The organism is Pseudomonas sp. B21-048 (assembly GCF_024748615.1).
Lineage (GTDB): Bacteria > Pseudomonadota > Gammaproteobacteria > Pseudomonadales > Pseudomonadaceae > Aquipseudomonas.
In genome coordinates this window covers 1,304,144-1,321,902 of sequence record NZ_CP087168.1, presented here as the reverse complement: position 1 = coordinate 1,321,902, position 17,759 = coordinate 1,304,144, and the positions used below count along the sequence as shown (strand labels likewise).

At 58.4% G+C, this 17,759-nt stretch carries 19 protein-coding genes and 1 pseudogene; 3 read left to right on the top strand and 17 right to left on the bottom strand.

Going from position 1 to position 17,759, the window contains the following annotated elements:
• Positions 1 to 23 precede the first annotated feature (23 nt).
• A complete protein-coding gene (locus LOY56_RS05980; RefSeq protein WP_258620494.1) occupies positions 24 to 1,109 on the bottom strand; it encodes a type I restriction endonuclease in 1,086 nt (361 codons plus the stop codon).
• A gap of 314 nt (positions 1,110 to 1,423) precedes the next feature.
• Between LOY56_RS05980 and LOY56_RS05975 the strand changes: the two genes are divergently transcribed.
• Entirely contained in the window at positions 1,424 to 1,822 is a 399-nt protein-coding gene (locus tag LOY56_RS05975) for a low affinity iron permease family protein (protein WP_192344331.1), read from the top strand.
• A 55-nt stretch (positions 1,823 to 1,877) separates the two neighbouring features.
• On the opposite strand, the gene LOY56_RS05970 is transcribed toward LOY56_RS05975, so the two are convergent.
• The 9 genes and pseudogenes from LOY56_RS05970 to yiaY form a co-directional block, all read right to left on the bottom strand.
• Complete coding sequence (locus LOY56_RS05970; RefSeq protein ID WP_258620492.1) at positions 1,878 to 2,381, bottom strand: DUF4142 domain-containing protein; 504 nt, start codon at positions 2,379 to 2,381, stop codon at positions 1,878 to 1,880.
• Between the two features lie 73 nt (positions 2,382 to 2,454).
• Entirely contained in the window at positions 2,455 to 2,610 is a 156-nt protein-coding gene (locus LOY56_RS26850) for a KGG domain-containing protein (RefSeq protein WP_008014777.1), read from the bottom strand.
• A gap of 116 nt (positions 2,611 to 2,726) precedes the next feature.
• A complete protein-coding gene (locus LOY56_RS05965; RefSeq protein ID WP_258620490.1) occupies positions 2,727 to 4,079 on the bottom strand; it encodes a GGDEF domain-containing protein in 1,353 nt (450 codons plus the stop codon).
• A 103-nt stretch (positions 4,080 to 4,182) separates the two neighbouring features.
• Positions 4,183 to 4,359: pseudogene (locus tag LOY56_RS05960) on the bottom strand (LysE family translocator); the annotation flags it as partial.
• Between the two features lie 29 nt (positions 4,360 to 4,388).
• Complete coding sequence (locus tag LOY56_RS05955; protein ID WP_258620489.1) at positions 4,389 to 5,720, bottom strand: MFS transporter; 1,332 nt, start codon at positions 5,718 to 5,720, stop codon at positions 4,389 to 4,391.
• An 80-nt stretch (positions 5,721 to 5,800) separates the two neighbouring features.
• On the bottom strand, positions 5,801 to 6,727 hold the full coding sequence (locus LOY56_RS05950) for a hydroxymethylglutaryl-CoA lyase (protein ID WP_258620487.1): 927 nt from the start codon (positions 6,725 to 6,727) through the stop codon (positions 5,801 to 5,803).
• Complete coding sequence (locus LOY56_RS05945) at positions 6,724 to 7,917, bottom strand: CaiB/BaiF CoA-transferase family protein (RefSeq protein WP_258620485.1); 1,194 nt, start codon at positions 7,915 to 7,917, stop codon at positions 6,724 to 6,726. The genes LOY56_RS05950 and LOY56_RS05945 overlap by 4 nt, the downstream gene beginning before the upstream one ends.
• Positions 7,918 to 8,088: 171 nt before the next feature.
• Complete coding sequence (locus tag LOY56_RS05940) at positions 8,089 to 8,997, bottom strand: LysR substrate-binding domain-containing protein (protein WP_258620484.1); 909 nt, start codon at positions 8,995 to 8,997, stop codon at positions 8,089 to 8,091.
• Positions 8,998 to 9,067: 70 nt separating this feature from the next.
• On the bottom strand, positions 9,068 to 10,216 hold the full coding sequence (gene yiaY / locus LOY56_RS05935; protein WP_258620483.1) for an L-threonine dehydrogenase: 1,149 nt from the start codon (positions 10,214 to 10,216) through the stop codon (positions 9,068 to 9,070).
• 156 nt (positions 10,217 to 10,372) lie between these two features.
• On the opposite strand from yiaY, the gene LOY56_RS05930 reads away from it, so the two are divergent.
• Complete coding sequence (locus LOY56_RS05930; RefSeq protein WP_258620482.1) at positions 10,373 to 11,392, top strand: DUF4917 family protein; 1,020 nt, start codon at positions 10,373 to 10,375, stop codon at positions 11,390 to 11,392.
• A 100-nt stretch (positions 11,393 to 11,492) separates the two neighbouring features.
• Here LOY56_RS05930 and LOY56_RS05925 read toward each other — a convergent pair whose 3' ends face one another.
• The 3 genes from LOY56_RS05925 to LOY56_RS05915 all read right to left on the bottom strand — a co-directional run bounded on the left by LOY56_RS05925 (position 11,493) and on the right by LOY56_RS05915 (position 12,879).
• Positions 11,493 to 11,837: a YegP family protein gene (locus LOY56_RS05925; RefSeq protein ID WP_258620481.1), complete on the bottom strand. Its 345-nt coding sequence runs from the start codon at positions 11,835 to 11,837 to the stop codon at positions 11,493 to 11,495.
• Positions 11,838 to 11,983: 146 nt separating this feature from the next.
• A complete protein-coding gene (locus LOY56_RS05920; protein ID WP_258620480.1) occupies positions 11,984 to 12,283 on the bottom strand; it encodes a ribbon-helix-helix domain-containing protein in 300 nt (99 codons plus the stop codon).
• A gap of 14 nt (positions 12,284 to 12,297) precedes the next feature.
• Positions 12,298 to 12,879: a DJ-1/PfpI family protein gene (locus LOY56_RS05915; RefSeq protein ID WP_258620479.1), complete on the bottom strand. Its 582-nt coding sequence runs from the start codon at positions 12,877 to 12,879 to the stop codon at positions 12,298 to 12,300.
• A gap of 349 nt (positions 12,880 to 13,228) precedes the next feature.
• On the opposite strand from LOY56_RS05915, the gene LOY56_RS05910 reads away from it, so the two are divergent.
• Positions 13,229 to 14,119, top strand: a complete 891-nt coding sequence (locus LOY56_RS05910) for a DMT family transporter (protein ID WP_258620478.1) — start codon at positions 13,229 to 13,231, stop codon at positions 14,117 to 14,119.
• 52 nt (positions 14,120 to 14,171) lie between these two features.
• Here the strand turns inward: LOY56_RS05910 and LOY56_RS05905 are convergent, their stop codons facing one another.
• From LOY56_RS05905 to LOY56_RS05890, 4 genes are all read right to left on the bottom strand, one after another.
• The gene (locus LOY56_RS05905) at positions 14,172 to 15,386 is read right to left on the bottom strand and encodes an SAM-dependent methyltransferase (RefSeq protein ID WP_258620477.1); all 1,215 of its coding nucleotides are present in this window, start codon (positions 15,384 to 15,386) and stop codon (positions 14,172 to 14,174) included.
• A gap of 109 nt (positions 15,387 to 15,495) precedes the next feature.
• On the bottom strand, positions 15,496 to 16,113 hold the full coding sequence (locus tag LOY56_RS05900; protein ID WP_258620476.1) for a TPM domain-containing protein: 618 nt from the start codon (positions 16,111 to 16,113) through the stop codon (positions 15,496 to 15,498).
• 42 nt (positions 16,114 to 16,155) lie between these two features.
• Positions 16,156 to 16,908 carry a YgcG family protein gene (locus LOY56_RS05895; RefSeq protein WP_258620475.1) on the bottom strand — a complete coding sequence of 251 codons (753 nt, stop codon included), beginning with the start codon at positions 16,906 to 16,908 and terminating at the stop codon, positions 16,156 to 16,158.
• Positions 16,909 to 16,951: 43 nt separating this feature from the next.
• Complete coding sequence (locus tag LOY56_RS05890; RefSeq protein ID WP_258620474.1) at positions 16,952 to 17,560, bottom strand: LemA family protein; 609 nt, start codon at positions 17,558 to 17,560, stop codon at positions 16,952 to 16,954.
• Positions 17,561 to 17,759 lie beyond the last annotated feature (199 nt).

The window sequence follows — 17,759 nt, the reverse complement described above, 5'->3', positions numbered from 1 at the left end:
TGTATGCCGTTTACCCAACACGGCTAGTCGTAGTATCCAACTGTCTTCTTCAAGTGATCCGAATAGTCGTAAATCTCATCAACCGAGCCAATCGGATGTCGCGTTTCATTTTTTTCTTCGTCAAAAATCCCAATGTATTTTTGTAAACGATTGAAGTGAAGGCGACAAATCGGCTTGCGATTGTTGTCATCGAGCAAGATTCCAAAATAACTTTGCGTATCGCGCTGCACTATCCGTTTAGCGTCTACAACCGAACGAACCACGGCACGGACAATGTGATAACCCTCCAACTCTTCCAGGGTTGTCAGCACTTTATCCTCTGATTCGTCACGCTGACCTGTCGGATCACTGCCACCAGCAGGAACCGGTATCGATGCCAGCGCAGGCTGAATGGTCCCGCTCATGGCTGATTTGAGTCGGTCATTGATCTGATCATTGAGAAACTGCACGACTGCTTTTCTCGTCAACTCGTGGAACTGCTCACGGACTTTCTGAGTTATGACCCCGTCGTACACTCGGGAGGCGAAGACTTTTACAAAGTCGTCATCAGGTTTGATGACCTGCGAGGCAATGACCTTTTTGATCTGACTGACGTATTTCAGCTCACCTGCAGCATTGATGATCGAATCCACGTCGAATGCGGACTTGGTGAGCTTGATCAATTCGGGGACGGAGTACTCATCGATGTCCAGAAGATCGAGTTCAAGAAACGGTTTCTCATCCATCTTGTTGGGCGCATCCAGGTCGGTGAAGAATTTATAGACCTGGCCGTTGGTGAGGATCGAGATTCGAGCGCTGGTGACATGGAAATAGCGAAACAGCTGGGAGGCGTGATTGATGTGCAGCGACTCGCCTATTTTTTTGCACTCGATGAGGATCTGTACCTCTCCTTCCTTCATGATTGCGTAGTCAATTTTTTCTCCTTTTTTCGTTCCGATATCGCAAACGAATTCTGGAGTCACCTCACTCGGATCAAAGACATCGTAGCCCAGCACCGTACTGATGAAGGGCATCACAAAAGCATTCTTGGTCGCCTCCTCCGTCTGAATTGCAGCGCTTTGCAAACGAACCTTGGCGGCTAGGCTTGCTAATTTCTCAAAGAATTCCATGAGTGACCTCTTACTTGGTTTCGATCCGTGTGTTTGCATGCTGGCAAATTGACTGCCATTTGATACTAGACACAAACCGGCACAAAGAAAGATTCCAATCAAAGATTCCAGACGCAGCAAGGCATAGGCCGCATTCCGATGAAGAGCGCGAGCGCTCCCTCGGCCGTGGAAATGGTTGCGACCTTCTCGGCCCCGAACGATGAGCGCTGAGGGTTCAGCGCACCGGCTTTTCATCCCGCAGGCAATATTCAGCAGAATTTTCGTCGTGCCCGTGCTGTCTGAAAATCAGGCGCATTCCTATAAGGAACACGGCAATGAAATTCGCAAAAATTGCACAGAAACTCTCCCTGTGGGCCGGCCTGCCCCGGACATTTCTGGGGGCGATCGTTCTGATTATCCTGTGGGGTTTGAGCGGGCCGATTTTCCATTTCAACGATACCTGGCAGCTGATCATCAACACCTCGACCACCATCATCACCTTCCTGATGGTGTTCCTGATCCAGAACACCCAGAACCGCGACACGGACATTTTGCACTTGAAGATCGATGAGTTATTGCGAGTCACGAAAGAAGCGCAGAATGCGATGCTGGGGCTCGAATCGCTGGATCTCAAACAGTTGGAAGAATTGAGAAAGAAATATCGTCACCTCGGCGAGGGCGAGACGATTCCCCTGGACGGCACTGTTGTCCCGGAAACAAAGAAACAGGATTGATGAATGTTGATCCATGCCCCGCGGGTGACCGGCGACGTCACCCGCGCCATGAGTGCTAGCGACTGGCTTGCAGGGCCCTGGCCATTTGCAGATGGTTTTGCAGTTTGGGCAGGGTTTCTTCGGCGAACGCTTTGATTTGCGGCACGTCCGTGGTCTGCGCTTGTTGTTGAAGCTGCTCGATGGTCTCTTGGGTAGTTTTCACCTGACTGGCGGCATACGCCTGATCGAAGGACGCATCGTCCTTCACCTCGGGAATCAAGGCTTTGGCCTTATCCATCACCTCTTCGCGTGGTGCGATCGGCAAATCGAGTTGCCTGGCGATTTTTGCCAGATGCTGGTTGGCGGTGGTGAGATCGTTGATTACCACGATGGTGTAATCCTTGACCGCTTTGGATTCAGTTTTCTGGTGCGCCAGGCGACTGGCTTCGATGTCCGCCATGCCTTTGGCTGATGCTTCGTTGATGAACTCGGTGGCAGATTGAGCCCAGACGCTGCTGGCAAACAGACCCAGTAACGTGACCAGACTGGCATTGCGTAAACGGGTGGCCATCCGGCTCATGGGCGCGCCCTCCTTCGTTGAAAATTCCAACGGGGGCTTGCGCCCCCGTCTTTTGATAAAACCATCTTCACTATTACCGGGATTTCTGACCACCTTTGCGGCCCATGCCGCCTTTCGCGGAGTCTTTATCAACGGTCGTCGTGGTGGTTTTCCCACCTTTGCGACCGGCTTCAGACGCCTTCGTTCGATCATGGGCACTACCCGGACTCGGATTTTTTGAAGTAGGCATGGTTTTCATCCTCTTGATGATGAGAGCAGCGAGCAGCCGCCCGCATAGAATAAGAATTTCCATCGTCAAAAAGGTTTAAAAAAACTGGCAACACTGCGACGAACGGTGACGGACTTTCAGGCCCCGAGACGCAAGTGATGCTGACGTTTGGCGGTGTACATTGCGTCATCGGCATGCCTGAACAGCTGGTTTTCTTCAGTGCCATGCTCGGGATATCGCGCGACACCGATACTCGGTTGGATGTTCAGGTTGTGCCCGTCCAGGCGTAGGGGCTGAACCAGTACCTGGCGGATTTTTCCTGCCACGTTCTCGGCGTCTTCACAGGCGTGGATGCTGTGTAATAACACGATAAATTCATCACCGCCGATACGCGCCACCGTGTCGGTTTCGCGCACGCAGCCCTTGAGCCGATTGGCGACCGCTTGCAGCAGCATGTCGCCGACCGCATGACCGTGGGTATCGTTGACTTGCTTGAAGCGGTCAAGGTCGACGTAGAGCAACGCCATTCGACCGGAATCTGCTCGGGCCAGTGCCAGCGAGGCTTTTAGGCGTTCGCGCAGTAATTCGCGATTGGGCAACTGAGTCAGTTGGTCGTACTGAGCCATGCGCTGGAGCCGGGCATGCAATTGCTTGCGCTCGACAGCAGTCGCGACCTGAGCGCAAACATACTGCAGCAGCTCCTTGTCTTGCTCGGTGTAACGCTCGCCGCCCGGAACGCTTTTAACGATCAACGCGCCAATAGTGCCGTTGTTCTGCGAACTTAATGGCACGCCCAGCCAGCAGGGCGCATCCTGGGCCGCAACCAGCGCCGCAAATCCCGCTGGCGGATTGTCCTGATCCGGGGTCAGCAGAATCGGCAAGCCGCTGCGAATCACTTCGCTGCAAAGACGCCCGGTCACAGTCCCGGGCTCCTCGGGTTGCGGTTCACGGTCGTCGACGTGATAGGGAAAATTGAGCTGCGCGCAGTGCTCGTCATACAGCGCCACAGAGAAACTCAACGCCGGAAGACATTCACCGATGATCGAATGGATGCGTTTGAACAATGCCAGCAGATCTTCCGCCGCATGGGCTGCTTCGGAGATTGCATACAGCGTCGCTTGCCGGGACTCGGCCTGCTTGCGCTCGGTGATGTCGCGCGCCACGGCGATGCGCAACTGATCGACCTCCGACCAGCGCGCCGACCAGAGAATGTGCACCACTTGCCCGTCCTTGCGCAGGTAACGATTTTCAAAGTTGAGCTTGGGCTCGCCCCCCATGATCTCCCGCGCGGCGTCGAGGGTGCGCTGGCGGTCGGCGGGATGCACCAGTTCGATCATCGGCCGGCCGATCAACTCCTGGGGGGTGTAACCAAAAATGCGCACGCAGGCCGCGCTGACAAATACGAAGCGACCTTGTTTGTCCACCGCACAGACAGCGTCCAGCAAGAGATCGATGTAGCTCGCCAGTGGTGCGGAATTTCTGGTTTCCATAATGCCGAGAGCGTATCCGGACAATGCAACATTGAATAACCCTCCCTGATCGGTCATGCGCCCCAGCGATGACTGTGCAGCTGACGCGTCCTTGCGATCAGTCTCAAGCCTTGTTCGTCACCAGTCCCGGCAGCGCAGGCACTAGGACATTGATGGCAAAACCGATGAACATTACCCCGTATAACCGGGTGATCGTCAGTTCACGACGATGTACACCGACGGTGACTATGAGAATAGCGTAGGCCATAAAGGCACCGACGAAGCTCAGGACAATCAACCATTGCCTACGAAAGGCCTTGCACAGTCGCCTTAATATTTGTCGAGCGTGCGCAGCTTCTGCGGCAACCCCCACAGCAACAACGCAGCGGCGATCAGCGCGGCAACGCCGATGACGTACAGGGCCGGGGTGGTGCTGCCGGTCAGGTCCTTGATTCGCCCGACCATGACCGGGCTGACGATCCCACCGAACTGGCCGAGGGTGTTGATCACCGCGATCCCGCCGGCGGCACCTGCTCCGGCACCCGCCAGCAGTTTCGGCGGCAGGGTCCAGAAGCTGGGGATGGAGGCGATGATCCCGGCACCGAGCAAGCCCAGGGCGACAATCAGGAAAGTCGTGTGGTCAGCGAAGATCCCTGCGCTGAAGAACCCCACCGCGCCTACCGCCACCAGACCTGCGACAAACTTGCGCCGCTCGCCGGTGGCATCGGACAACCGCCCGATCACCACCATACAGATGGCGCCGCAGACGTAGGGAATGGCGGTCAGCAAGCCGATCATCACCGGACTCTCGGTGCCGGCACTGCGAATCAGCTGCGGCGCCCAGAAATTCAAGCCGTAAGACGCCACCTGAATCAGAAAGTAGATCAGCCCCAGCGTCAGGAAACCCGGAATTCGCAGTGCAGCCAGCAAGGAACCGCCGCTCTTGTGCGGTTCGTGGTGAGCGATTCGGCTGGCGAGCAGTTTCTTCTCTGACGACGTCAGCCAATGGGCGTCTTCGATGCGGTCCTTGAGCAAGGTCAGCACCAACAAACCGAGGCCGATACAAGGCACGCCACCGAGCAGGAACAGCCAATGCCAGCCGCGCATATCAAGGAAGCCATCAAGGTGTTGCAGCACCAGCCCGGAGAACGGTGCGCCGACCAGCCCGGCAAACGCCGACGCGAGGAACAGCATCGAGGTGATGCGCCCGCGATAGTGCTGCGGGAACCACAGCGTCAGGTAATACAGCACACCCGGCGCGAAACCCGCTTCCATCGCGCCGATCACAAAGCGCAGAGCGTAGAACTGCCATTCGCTGTTGACGAAGACCATGGCCGCCGTGGCGATACCCCACGACATCATGATCCGGGCGATCCAGCGCCGCGCGCCGACCTTGTAGAGCATCATGTTGCTCGGCACTTCGAAGATCACGTAACCGACCACAAACAGCCCGGCACCAAGGCCATACGCGGTGTCGCTCAGGCTCAGGTCGGCCTGCAACTGAAACTTGGCAAAGCTAATGTTGATGCGATCGAAAAACGCGAACAGATAGCAGACCATGATCAGCGGCATCAGTCGCCAGGCGACTTTGCGGACCAAGGTTTTTTCGGCGTCGTGGCTCACGGACGAGCTCACGCCCGCCTCCAATACATTGAGGCTCATAGTGTTTCTCCAGATGGACTTCCCTTGGGCGTCCGATTGTTTTTGTTGTCTGGTGGTTTTTTGTAGGAGAGAGCGGTGTGTCAGGGAGGCGTGGGGTGCAGGTCGCAATTACGCCCCGCCTTGGCTAACTGACCAGGCACTTCATGGCCAAGCAGCGCCGGCAGCCCTCGGGACAACTTCAGCAACAACGGCAGATCGATGCCGGTATGAATACCGATTTCATCGCACAGATTGACCAGATCTTCAGTGCAGATATTGCCCGAAGCACCCGGCGCAAACGGGCAACCGCCAAGGCCGCCGAGGGCCGCGTCGAAGCGTCGGGCTCCGGCCTCGTAGGCGGCCAGTACGTTGCACAGACCGAGGCCGCGCGTGTTGTGAAAATGCAGGGTCAGATCCGCTGGCGAAACCCGCTGCAAGACTCTGCGCACCAGCCAATCGACCTGACGTGGATTAGCCATGCCGGTGGTGTCGGCCAGGGTAATGCCCTGGATACCGAGTTCCTGATAGGCGTCGACGATCTGCAGCACTCGGTCCTCATCGATCCTGCCTTCGAACGGGCAACCGAAGGTCGTGGCGATACTGCCGTTGAGCCGCACCTGCGTGCCGCGAACGAATTCGACGATCTCGCCAAACGCCGCCAATGACGCCTCGCAGCGCATCCGCATATTCGCCAGGTTGTGGGTCTGGCTGGCGGACATCACCAGATTCAGCTCATCGGCCCCCGAATCCAGCGCTCGTTGTGCGCCTTTGAGGTTGGGGATCAATGCGACATAGATCACGCCCGGCCGTCGGGCGATACCCTTGAACACTTGCTCGCCATCACGCAGCGCTGGAATGGCCTTGGGCGAGACGAACGAGCCCGCTTCGATGCGGCTGAACCCCGCCAGCGACAACTGGTCGATCAGCGCAATCTTGTCGACGGTTTCGACCCAGGTCGGCTCAATCTGCAAGCCGTCACGAGGGGAGACTTCCTGAACAATCAGGGCCTCTGAATAATCAGTGATCATTGCACCACCCCTTCAGCTTTCAGCCGTTCGATGTCCTGGTCAGTCAGGCCCAGCCCCGCGAGGATGCCGTCGGTGTGCTGACCCAGGCTCGGTCCCGACCAGTTCACGCCACCGGGGGTCTCGGACATTTTCGGTACGATGCCCGGCATCTTCACCGTGGCGCCACCGGGCAGTTCGGCGCTGAGCAGCATGCCCCGCGCCTGGTAGTGAGGATCGGCGACGATGTCGGCTACCGAGTAGATGCGTCCGGCCGGGACTTCGGCAGCTTCCAGTGCCGACAACACCTCATCGATAGGCAAGCTGCTGGTCCAATGAGTGATGGCGGCGTCGAGCACATTACTTTTGGCGGCGCGGCCATCGTTATGCGCAAACTCCGGCGCTTCGGCCAGATCGACCCGACCGATCACCGCCATCAGGCGCTTGTAGATCGGGTCACTGTTGCCGGCGATCACCACGTAGGCACCGTCGGCGGTCAGGTAAGTATTGGACGGCGCGATGCCCGGCAATGCCCCGCCGCTGCGCTCACGAACATGGCCCAGCATGTCGTATTCCGGCACCAGGCTTTCCATCACGTTGAACACGCTTTCGGCCAAAGACACATCCACCACCTGCCCGCCGCCCTGACCGGTCTTGACCCGCAGCAGCGACATCAAGGCGCCGATCACCGCATGCAGCGAGGCCAGGGAATCACCCAGGCTCACCCCCACTCGGGCCGGCGGTGAACCGGGGGTGCCGGTGGTGTAGCGAATCCCGCCCATGGCCTCGCCGATGGCACCGAAACCCGGACGATCACGGTACGGGCCGGTCTGGCCATAACCGGAAATACGCACCAGCGTCAGGTTGGGATTGAGGGCATGCAACACGTCCCAGCCCAGGCCGAGTTTTTCCAGGGCGCCGGGGCGCAGGTTTTCAATCAGCACATCGGCGTCGGTCGCCAGTTGCTTGACCAGTTCGATGCCTTCAGGGGATTTCAGATTCAGCGCCAGGGACTTCTTGTTTCGCGATTGCAGGTACCACCACAGCGAAGTGCCTTCGTGCAGCTTGCGCCATTTGCGCAGGGGATCGCCCTGGCCCATGGCTTCGATCTTGATTACGTCGGCGCCGAACTCGGCGAGCATGCGCGCCGCGAACGGCGCGGCGATCAGTGTGCCGATCTCGATCACTTTGATTGCACTCAAGGGGGCAGTCATCGTGGGGTACCTCTTGTTCTTGGAATATGGGCCAAGGCTAGAGGACCGAGGGGCAAGGAATCCAACCTTCAGTTGGCAACGACCGTTCGCGAAACGCGAATGCCTGGCTGGCTGGCTGGGGATTACCGCGACCTCAAGTCAGTCTTCGCGGGCAAGTCGGATAGAGAATATTCAGGCCTGACCGCGCAACTGCTCAAACAACGTCCGGCTCACCGGCGACAGTCTCGCTTCATCACGCACCACCAGAATCAACGCGCGATCGGACCAGTCATCCGTCAGCGGCACCGCGTGCAAACCCAACGCCCGGCCAAACAGTTCGTAAGCCTTTTGCGGCAGGATGCCGATGCCCATGTTGGCCTGGACCATCCGGCACATGGCGTCGAAACCCGGCACATGAATCCGCAGCCTCAGCACCTTGCCGGCCTTGCGCGCAGCCGCATGAGTGCGCATGTTGATGGAACTGGCGGCGTGCAGGCCAACGTAATCGCTGTCCAGCGTGTCGACAAACGCCAGGGTCGAACGACTCGCCAGCGGATGATCGGTCGGCATCAACACCATCAGTTTGTCCCGGCGATAAAGAACACTGTGCAAACCTTTGACGTCACTGTCGCTGGAGCAAATCCCGAGGTCCGCCACGCCATCGAGCACACCCTGAATCACCCCAATGCTGGGGCGTTCTTCGAGGTCGGTCTTGACCTGCGGATGGCGCTCGGAAAAGTCCCTCAAGTCTTCGGGCAGGAACTGAATGATCGCCGACAGATTGGCAAGCATCCGCACATAACCCCGAACACCGTGGCTATGTTCGCCCAGTTCGAGGCCCATTTTCTCGACGTTGAACAGCATCTGCCGGGCGTGGTGCAGCAGGGTTTCACCGGCCGGCGTCAGGGTCATACCCTTGGCTTGGCGCACGAACAGGCTGATACCAAATGCCTCCTCCAACTCCATCAAGCGCTTGCTGGCCGCCGACACCGCGATCGCTTCACGGGCGGCGGCACGGGTCAAGGTGCCCTCTTCGTGGACAGCCACAAACAGTTGGAGAGTGATCAGGTCGAGGCGGCGGATCAGGCTTTTTTGCAGCATCAGGCACTCGGCAATGTCGGCTCGGACGAGATCGCAGCATAGCGTTCTTTGCGTCCGAACCGTGCCCTGGTTAAAACGCGCTGCGGAAAATCTCCTCGATCTGCCGCTGATCCGCCTTCCGTGGATTGGTCAGTCCACAGGCGTCTTTCAGGGCATTGCTGGCAAGCACCGGGATGTCGTTGAGCCTGGCACCGAGCTCACGTAAACCAGCCGGGATTTCCACATCCTTGGCCAGGTCGCGAATGGCCGTGATCGCCGCCTGCGCGCCCTCTTCCGGGCTGAACCCGCGAACGTCGGCGCCCATCGCGCGGGCAACATCGGTCAAGCGATCGGCGCAGACCAGCGCGTTGAAGCTTTGCACATGAGGTAGCAACACCGCATTGCACACACCATGCGGCAAGTCGTAGAACCCGCCCAATTGGTGGGCCATGGCATGGACATATCCCAAGGACGCATTGTTGAACGCCATACCAGCGAGGAACTGCGCGTAAGCCATGTTTTCCCGAGCGATCATGTCACTGCCGTCGCGTACGGCCAGTCGCAGGTTATTGCTGATCAAGGTGATGGCTTTCAGCGCACAGGCATCGGTAATCGGGTTGGCGGCCGTGGAGACGTAGGCTTCGATGGCGTGGGTCAGTGCGTCCATGCCAGTGGCGGCAGTCAGGCCCTTGGGCATGGCGACCATCAGCGCCGGATCGTTGACTGACAGCAGTGGCGTGACGTTGCGATCGACGATGGCCATTTTCACGTGACGGGATTCGTCGGTGATGATGCAAAAACGGGTCATCTCGCTGGCAGTGCCGGCAGTGGTGTTGATCGCGATCAGCGGCAGTTGCGCTTTGGTCGACTGATCGACACCTTCGTAGTCACGAATCGTCCCACCGTTTGTGGCACACAAGGCGATGCCCTTGGCGCAGTCGTGAGGCGAACCGCCGCCCAGAGACACCACGAAATCACAGCGACTTTCCTTGAGCAGGCCCAGGCCAAGTTCGACGTTGGCGATGCTCGGATTCGGCTTGGCGCCGTCGAAAATCACCGAGTCGATGTCCTGGATCGCCAGTTTCTCGGCAATCATCGTCGCCACGCCAGCCTTGGCCAATCCGGCGTCGGTGACGATCAGCGCCTTGCGAAAACCATACTTGCGAATGGCGTCCATGGCTTCGTCGAGGCAACCGGTGCCCATGATGTTCACAGCGGGGATGAAAAACGTACTGCTCATGCGCGAGTCTCCTGGCTGAAGCCGAATCAACAGCACCGATCCGGCGGGTGCGCACAGGATCGACCCATTAGTCGTGCGCTAACTTGATCTGGCTCAAGGCCGGGGCGTGATAAAGTCGCCGTCCATCAGACCTTTTGCTTTGAGACAACGAACGCAATGACCGATTTCCAGGATGTCGATGCCCAACTTGAAGACTGGAACGCCTTGCGCACCACCGCCTCTTTCGGCGGCCTGCTGGTGGGTAACGGCGCCAGTCGCGCGGTATGGGACGACTTCGGCTATGACTCGCTGTTCGAAAACGCCCGCACCGTCGAGGAAAAGCCTCTGAGCCAATCCGAACTGAGCGTGTTCGACGCGATGCAGACGCGTAGTTTCGAACAGGTGCTTGGGGCGCTGAAAACCACCAGCCGGGTCAACAAGGCCCTGGCCGTCAGCTCTGCCGCGCCGCGCAATCGCTATTACGCGATCAAGGAAGCGCTGATCAACACCGTGCATGCGGTGCATATCCCTTGGCGGTTGGTGGTGCCCTCGACGCTCGCGACGATCAATCAGGAACTGGGCAGCTATCGCACGGTGTTCACCACCAATTACGACTTGCTCAATTACTGGGCGGTCCAGCACCGGCCTGACGCCATTATCGATCTGTTTCAGGGCTCCGAGCCGCGTTTTGATCTGAGCCTCACCGCGACAGACAAAACCCGTCTGCTGTACCTGCACGGCGGCCTGCATCTGGTGCGCAATCAGGACGGCACGGCGCGTAAATTGATGTCGACCGAGGGTACGTTGCTGGGCAGCTTCGCCATCAACAATACGATCAGGACCCTCGACGACGTGCCGCTGTTCGTCAACGAAGGTCCGACCCAAGACAAGCTCAAGACCATTCGCAGCTCGGATTACCTGTCGTTCTGCTACGACCAGTTACTGGGCCATGGCGATGGGCTGTGCATTTTCGGGCATGCCCTTGGCGAGCAAGACAGTCACATCATTCATGCATTGCGCCAGGCGAAGCCGAAGACAGCGGCGATTTCGATTTACCCGCGCAGCAAAGCGTTCATCCAGCATCAGAAACGGCATTACACGAAGGTGTTTGAGGGGACGGGGGTGGAGCTGCGGTTTTTTGATTCGAAGACCCATGCGCTTGGTAATCCGAAGCTTGCGGTACCGATCGAGGTTTAGCGGCGACAGGTCTAATGTCATCGCGAGCAGGCTCGCTCCCAGAGGAGGAATGCATTCCAATGTGGGAGCAAGCTCGCTCCCACATTGGTATCCGGTGTGTTTAGAGCACCGGCAAGGTCTTGTCCTTGATCACCGTGGTCGGGCCGTTGGCCTTGACGCTGGCGATGCCTTTATCCCTCGCGGCATCCGATGAGTAGGATTCGCTGCTGCCGATGATCTGATGGTTGGCAGCCTTGAGGTTGAAGTAAGGATGGCCGTCCTTGGTGGTTTTTTTCTCGTAGCGTTCGTCCAGCGGACTGTTGGCCTGAACCGAGGCGATACCGCTGTCGGCCGCACCGCGCGTGGTGTACAGCTCGCTGGTCAGAATGGTTTCGGCATTGGCCGCTTTTAATACAAACTTGAATTGACCGTTGACGGTTTTGCTCACTTCGTACCATCCAGACATGCTTCTTCTCCTTGGCGATTGAGAGGTTTGCGCTTCAGAGTAAAGACCACCTCAACCGCAAGATCAAAAGATCGCAGGCTTCGCCAGCTCCTACATGAGATCGTATACCTCTGTAGGAGCTGGCGAAGCCTGCGATCTTTTGATGTTCAGGCCGACCGTACGACGCTCATTTGGGGTGACGCGACGCGCCGCTGGGATAAATACCGCATGCAGCTGACCCGCAAGAACGAGGCGAAATTCACCACTTCGCCGCGGTAGTCCATCACCTCTTCATACAGCTTGGCGATCAACTGATTGGTGGTCATGCCGTCGACCTCGGCGATTTCGCTGAGGATGTCCCAGAACTGATTCTCCAGCCGCAGGGTGGTCACCACCCCGCAGATGCGCAGCGAGCGGGAGCGCGATTCGTAGAGAATCGGATCGGCCTTGACGTAGAGCTCGCACATGGACAGGTCCCTCGTTACAGCGTGATTTTGGTGCCCAGCAACCCGAGGAAACCGGCCAGCCAGCTCGGGTGTGCCGGCCAGGCCGGTGCAGTGGCCAGATTGCCTTGAACATGACCTTCCGTCACCGGGATATCGATGAACGTGCCACCCGCCAGGCGCACTTCCGGGGCACACGCGGGGTAAGCACTGCACTCGCGGCCTTCAAGAATGCCTGCCGCGGCCAACAGTTGCGCACCGTGACACACGGCGGCAATCGGTTTGCCGGCCTTGTCGAACGCTCGCACCAGCTCCAGGACTTTTTCGTTCAGGCGCAGGTATTCCGGCGCACGACCACCCGGCACCAGCAGCGCGTCGTAGTCCGCGGCGTCTACCTTGGCGAAATCGAAGTTCAGGGCAAACAGGTGACCGGGTTTTTCGCTGTAGGTCTGGTCGCCTTCGAAGTCATGGATCGCTGTGCGCACGGTCTGGCCGGCGGTTTTGTCCGGGCAAACGGCGTGCACCGTGTGGCCGACCATCAGCAGCGCCTGGAACGGCACCATCACTTCATAGTCTTCGACGTAATCGCCGACCAGCATCAGAATTTTTTTAGCCGCCATGGGGAGGACTCCTCTGGGAAATGCGTGGGCATGCAGGAGTATTCAAGGTAGTCCTTATCCGACGGGGTGGGTAATAACCAGTTACTACGGATGATGTGTATTGGATTTGGCTTTTGTGGCGAGGGAGCTTGCTCCCGCTTGGCTGCGAAGCAGTCGCAAAACCAGAGACCACCGATTGATTGACGAAACCGGTAGGGCCGCTTCGCGCCCCAGCGGGAGCAAGCTCCCTCGCCACAGGAACCGCGCTTAACTGTACGGATAACTCTGCGCCTAGCTGTAACAGAGCGGTATGCACAGTTTATGGCTAGATAAAGAAACTTCCCGCCATCCTTAATTCTGGTCACCCATCATGTCCTCGCGCGAAAACACTGGCATGGCCCTCGGCCTGCTCGGCGTCGTTATCTTCAGCCTGACCCTGCCCTTCACACGAATCGTCGTGCAGGAACTTCATCCGCTGCTCAACGGCCTCGGTCGTGCGCTGTTCGCGGCGATTCCGGCAGCGCTTTTATTGCTGTGGCACCGTGAAAAATGGCCCACCTGGAAGCAGGTCAAAGGCCTGACGCTGGTGATTACCGGGGTCATCCTTGGTTTCCCGGTGCTGTCGGCCTGGGCCATGCAGACGTTGCCCGCCTCTCACGGCGCACTGGTCAACGGCTTGCAACCGCTGTGTGTGGCGTTGTATGCCGCGTGGCTGTCCCATGAGCGTCCGTCAAAAGCCTTCTGGGCCTGCGCCGCGTTGGGCAGTGCGTTGGTGCTCGGTTATGCGCTGATCAGCGGCGCGGGCAGCATTCAGGCCGGTGATTTGTTGATGCTCGGCGCGATTGCCGTGGGAGGGTTGGGTTATGCCGAAGGCGGCCGATTGGCCAAGGAGATGGGTGGCTGGCAGGTGATCTGCTGGGCGCTGGTGCTATCGACGCCGCTGCTGATCGGACCGGTGGTGTATCTGGCGCTGCAACATCAGGGCGAGATTTCAGCCAAAACCTGGTGGGCGTTTGGTTACGTCTCGCTGTTTTCACAGTTCATCGGGTTCTTTGCCTGGTACGCGGGGCTGGCCATGGGCGGCATTGCCCGGGTCAGCCAGATCCAGTTGCTGCAGATTTTCTTCACGATCGCATTTTCGGCGTTGTTCTTCGGTGAGCACGTCGAGTCGATAACCTGGCTGTTTGCGGCCGGAGTGATCGTGACGGTGATGTTGGGGCGCAAGACGGCGGTGCAGCCCGCGCGTGTTGCCAGGGCCTAACCCTGCAGGAGCAGGCGGTGCGGTGATCCGCAACCGCCGTCCACAGCAGCAATCAGAGGTAGCCGTCAGCCCGCAGCAGGGTTTCCAGGCAATGTTCGCTGATGTGGTAGAAATCCTTCAGTTCCTGAATCTTCACCAACAGCTGAGCCGGGTCCACCGGCTCGGCGCGCTTGACCGCCAGGATCATCTTGTTCTTGTTGGTGTGGTCCAGTGAGATGAACTCAAAGACCTTGGTTTCGTAACCGCACGCTTCCAGAAACAACGCACGCAAACTGTCGGTAACCATTTCCGCCTGTTGGCCCAGGTGCAGGCCGTATTGCAACATCGGCTTGAGCAACGCCGGGCTCTGGATCTGCAGGCGGATCTGTTTGTGGCAGCACGGCGAGCACATGATGATCGAAGCGCCGGAACGAATGCCGGTGTGAATCGCATAGTCGGTGGCGATGTCGCAGGCATGCAACGCAATCATCACGTCCAGCTCGCTCGGCGCGACGCTGCGCACGTCACCGCATTTGAACACCAGCCCCGGATGCTCCAGCTTCGCCGCCGCGCTGTTGCACAGGCTGACCATGTCTTCGCGCAGCTCGACGCCGGTCACCTCGCCTTCGGCCTTCAAGGTGTTGCGCAGGTAGTCGTGGATCGCGAACGTCAGGTAGCCCTTGCCCGAGCCGAAATCCGCCACCCGCACGGGCTTGTCCAGCGCCAGCGGCGAGGAGGTCAGTGCATGGCTGAAGACTTCGATGAACTTGTTGATCTGCTTCCACTTGCGCGACATCGCCGGGATCAGCTCATGCTGCGCGTTGGTTACGCCGAGGTCTTTGAGAAACGGCCGGCTCAGGTCGAGAAAACGGTTCTTCTCGCGGTTGTGCTCGGCGGACGGCACTTCGCGCAATTGCTGAGGTTTGCTCTTGAACAGCGAAGATTTGCCCTTTTTGCTGTATTCGAGCTGGGCTTCGTCGGTCAATGACAGTAAATGCGCATTTTTGAACGACGCCGGCAACAGCGCGGCGATGGTCGCCACGCCTTCGGTAATCGGCAGGTTCTTGGTGATGTCGCGGGTTTTGTAGCGGTAGACGAAGGACAGGCACGGCTGATCCTTGACCGTCAGTTGCTTGATGATCAGCCGCTGCAAATCCGCCTCTGTACCAACGTACTTGGCCAGCACCAGTTTGATGAAGGCGTTCTGGTCGAGGCTGGTTTGCAGCAGGTCGATGAACTGGGCGTGGTGATCCGGCGCGAGGCTGGCGGGAGTGGCAGTGACAGACATGGGAAAAAAACGGCCTCGGGCGGTGCGAATCGGGGAATGGTGGGTATTTTAGGGGGGATGGCCGTTCGGGACACGCAGTTATTTGCCGAACGGTGCAGAATCAAAAGATCTAGCCCAACACCACCAACCGATTCGGCAATTCATTCCTCACATGAGTCACCGGCACATGCACCTTGAGTAACTCGCCGCATGCCTCGATGCACGTCACAAACCCCTGCAATGTCTGCCCTTGTTTCACCTGCTGCGTAAACGCCGCCACTATCGCGTCCCAGTTCTTGTTGTCTAGCCGTTTGGAAATCCCTTCATCCACCAGAATTTCCACATAGCGCTCGGCCTCGGAGACGAAAATCAGCATGCCGGTGCTGCCCACCGTGTGGTGCAGGTTTTGCTCCAGAAACTGCCGGCGCGCCAGGTTCGACGCGCGCCAATGACGCACCGAGCGCGGAATCAAGCGCGTGGTGACTTTCGGAATCCGGAACGCCAGGCACAACACGATGAAACTGAGCCACTGCACCAGCAACAGGCTGTGCAGGGTCAGCCAGCCCGTCAGGTAATGCACGATACCCGGCACCACCAGCGCCAGCAGGCTGGCCCAGAGCAGCGGGATATACGCGTAATCGTCGGCGCGGGCCGCCAGCACCGTCACCAGTTCGGCGTCGGTGTCGCGCTCGACCCGGGCAATCGCCTCGGCGACTTTGCGTTGTTCGTGTTCAGTCAGTAATGCCATGTTTATGAATGCCTGCTCGCTGTTGTTGTTTTTACCTGCAGATCACCAGCCGCCCGACGAACCGCCGCCCCCGAAACTGCCCCCGCCGCCGCTGAAGCCCCCGCCGCCATCTCCACTGCCGCTGCTCCCACCAGAGCCGCTGCCGTAGAATATGTCGTCAGACGAGCTTCGTCCCCTTGAGCCCACTACGCCGAGCATGTTCAGGAACCAGTACGTAATCAAAAAAGGCAATGCCATGATAAAAAGCATACCCACGCCATTGGCAAATATCTGGCCGAACGACTCTTCGTCTTCCGGCGGCCCCTCGTTCAGCGGGTTGCCGCCCAGCACCACCAGCATGGCGGCCACGCCGTCACTGATGCCCTTGCTGAAATTGCCTGTCTTGAACGAGGGAGTGATCACCTGATTGATGATCACCGAACTCTGGGCATCGGTCAGGCGATCTTCCAGTCCATACCCGACTTCGATGCGCAACTTGCGGTCGTCACGGGCGACGATCAGCAAGGCACCCGTATTCTTGTCCTTCTGGCCGATGCCCCAGTGGCGTCCCAGCTGATAACCGAAGTCTTCGATGCTGGCGCCCTGCAGGTTTTCCACTGTGACGACCACCACCTGTTCACCGGTGGCCTTTTCGTGAGCCTGGAGCTGTTGCGTCAATTGCTCGCGCACCCCAGGCTCGATCAATCGGGCGTTGTCCACCACCCTTGCGGTCAGTGCCGGAAACGTCAATTCAGCCTGGACCATGAGTGCCATGGCGCACAACAATAGCGCCAGGCCTATTCTAAAAACACGCATTGGAACCTCATCCCTGATAACTGTATCGCCGACAGGGCGTTGATCAGAATTTCACTTGTGGCGCTTGTTCGGCCCCGGGAGTGGTGGCCTCGAAGGTTTCGCGAATCGGCAAATCGCTGTACATCACGCTGTGCCACAGGCGACCGGGGAAAGTGCGAAGCTCGGTATTGTACTTTTGCACCGCCAGGATGAAATCGCGACGCGCCACGGCGATGCGGTTCTCGGTGCCTTCCAGTTGCGATTGCAGCGCCAGGAAATTCTGGTTGGCCTTGAGGTCCGGGTAGCGCTCAGAGACCACCATCAAACGACTGAGGGCACCGCTCAACTGATCCTGGGCCTGCTGATACTGTTTGAGTTTTTCCGGATTATCGAGGGACTTCGCATCGACCTGGATCGACGTCGCCTTGGCCCGGGCTTCGATCACCGCCGTCAGGGTGGCTTCTTCATGCTTGGCGTAACCCTTGACGACTTCCACCAGATTGGGAATCAGGTCGGCGCGGCGCTGGTACTGATTCTGCACCTGGCCCCAGGCAGCCTTGGCCTGCTCGTCGAGGGTCGGGATAGTGTTGATTCCGCAACCGGCCAATAGTGTGGTCAGCAACATCAAGGCTGCAACCTGCAGGCTCGACCGATAGTGGTGTCGTACATTCATCTGGTTGACGCTCCTTGCACATTCCGTTGAAAAACAACCGTCGAACTTTGAACCCCGCTCTTGGGGCATAATCTGCGCCGCTACTGGATTGCATCGAGCCAATGGGCTAAAAGATGCCCAGCACTGACACGCTGCAGAAGTTTGCTGCATTTACCTGAACAACAATAGTCGCTCCCAAAATTTTGGCTGACCGGCGTGT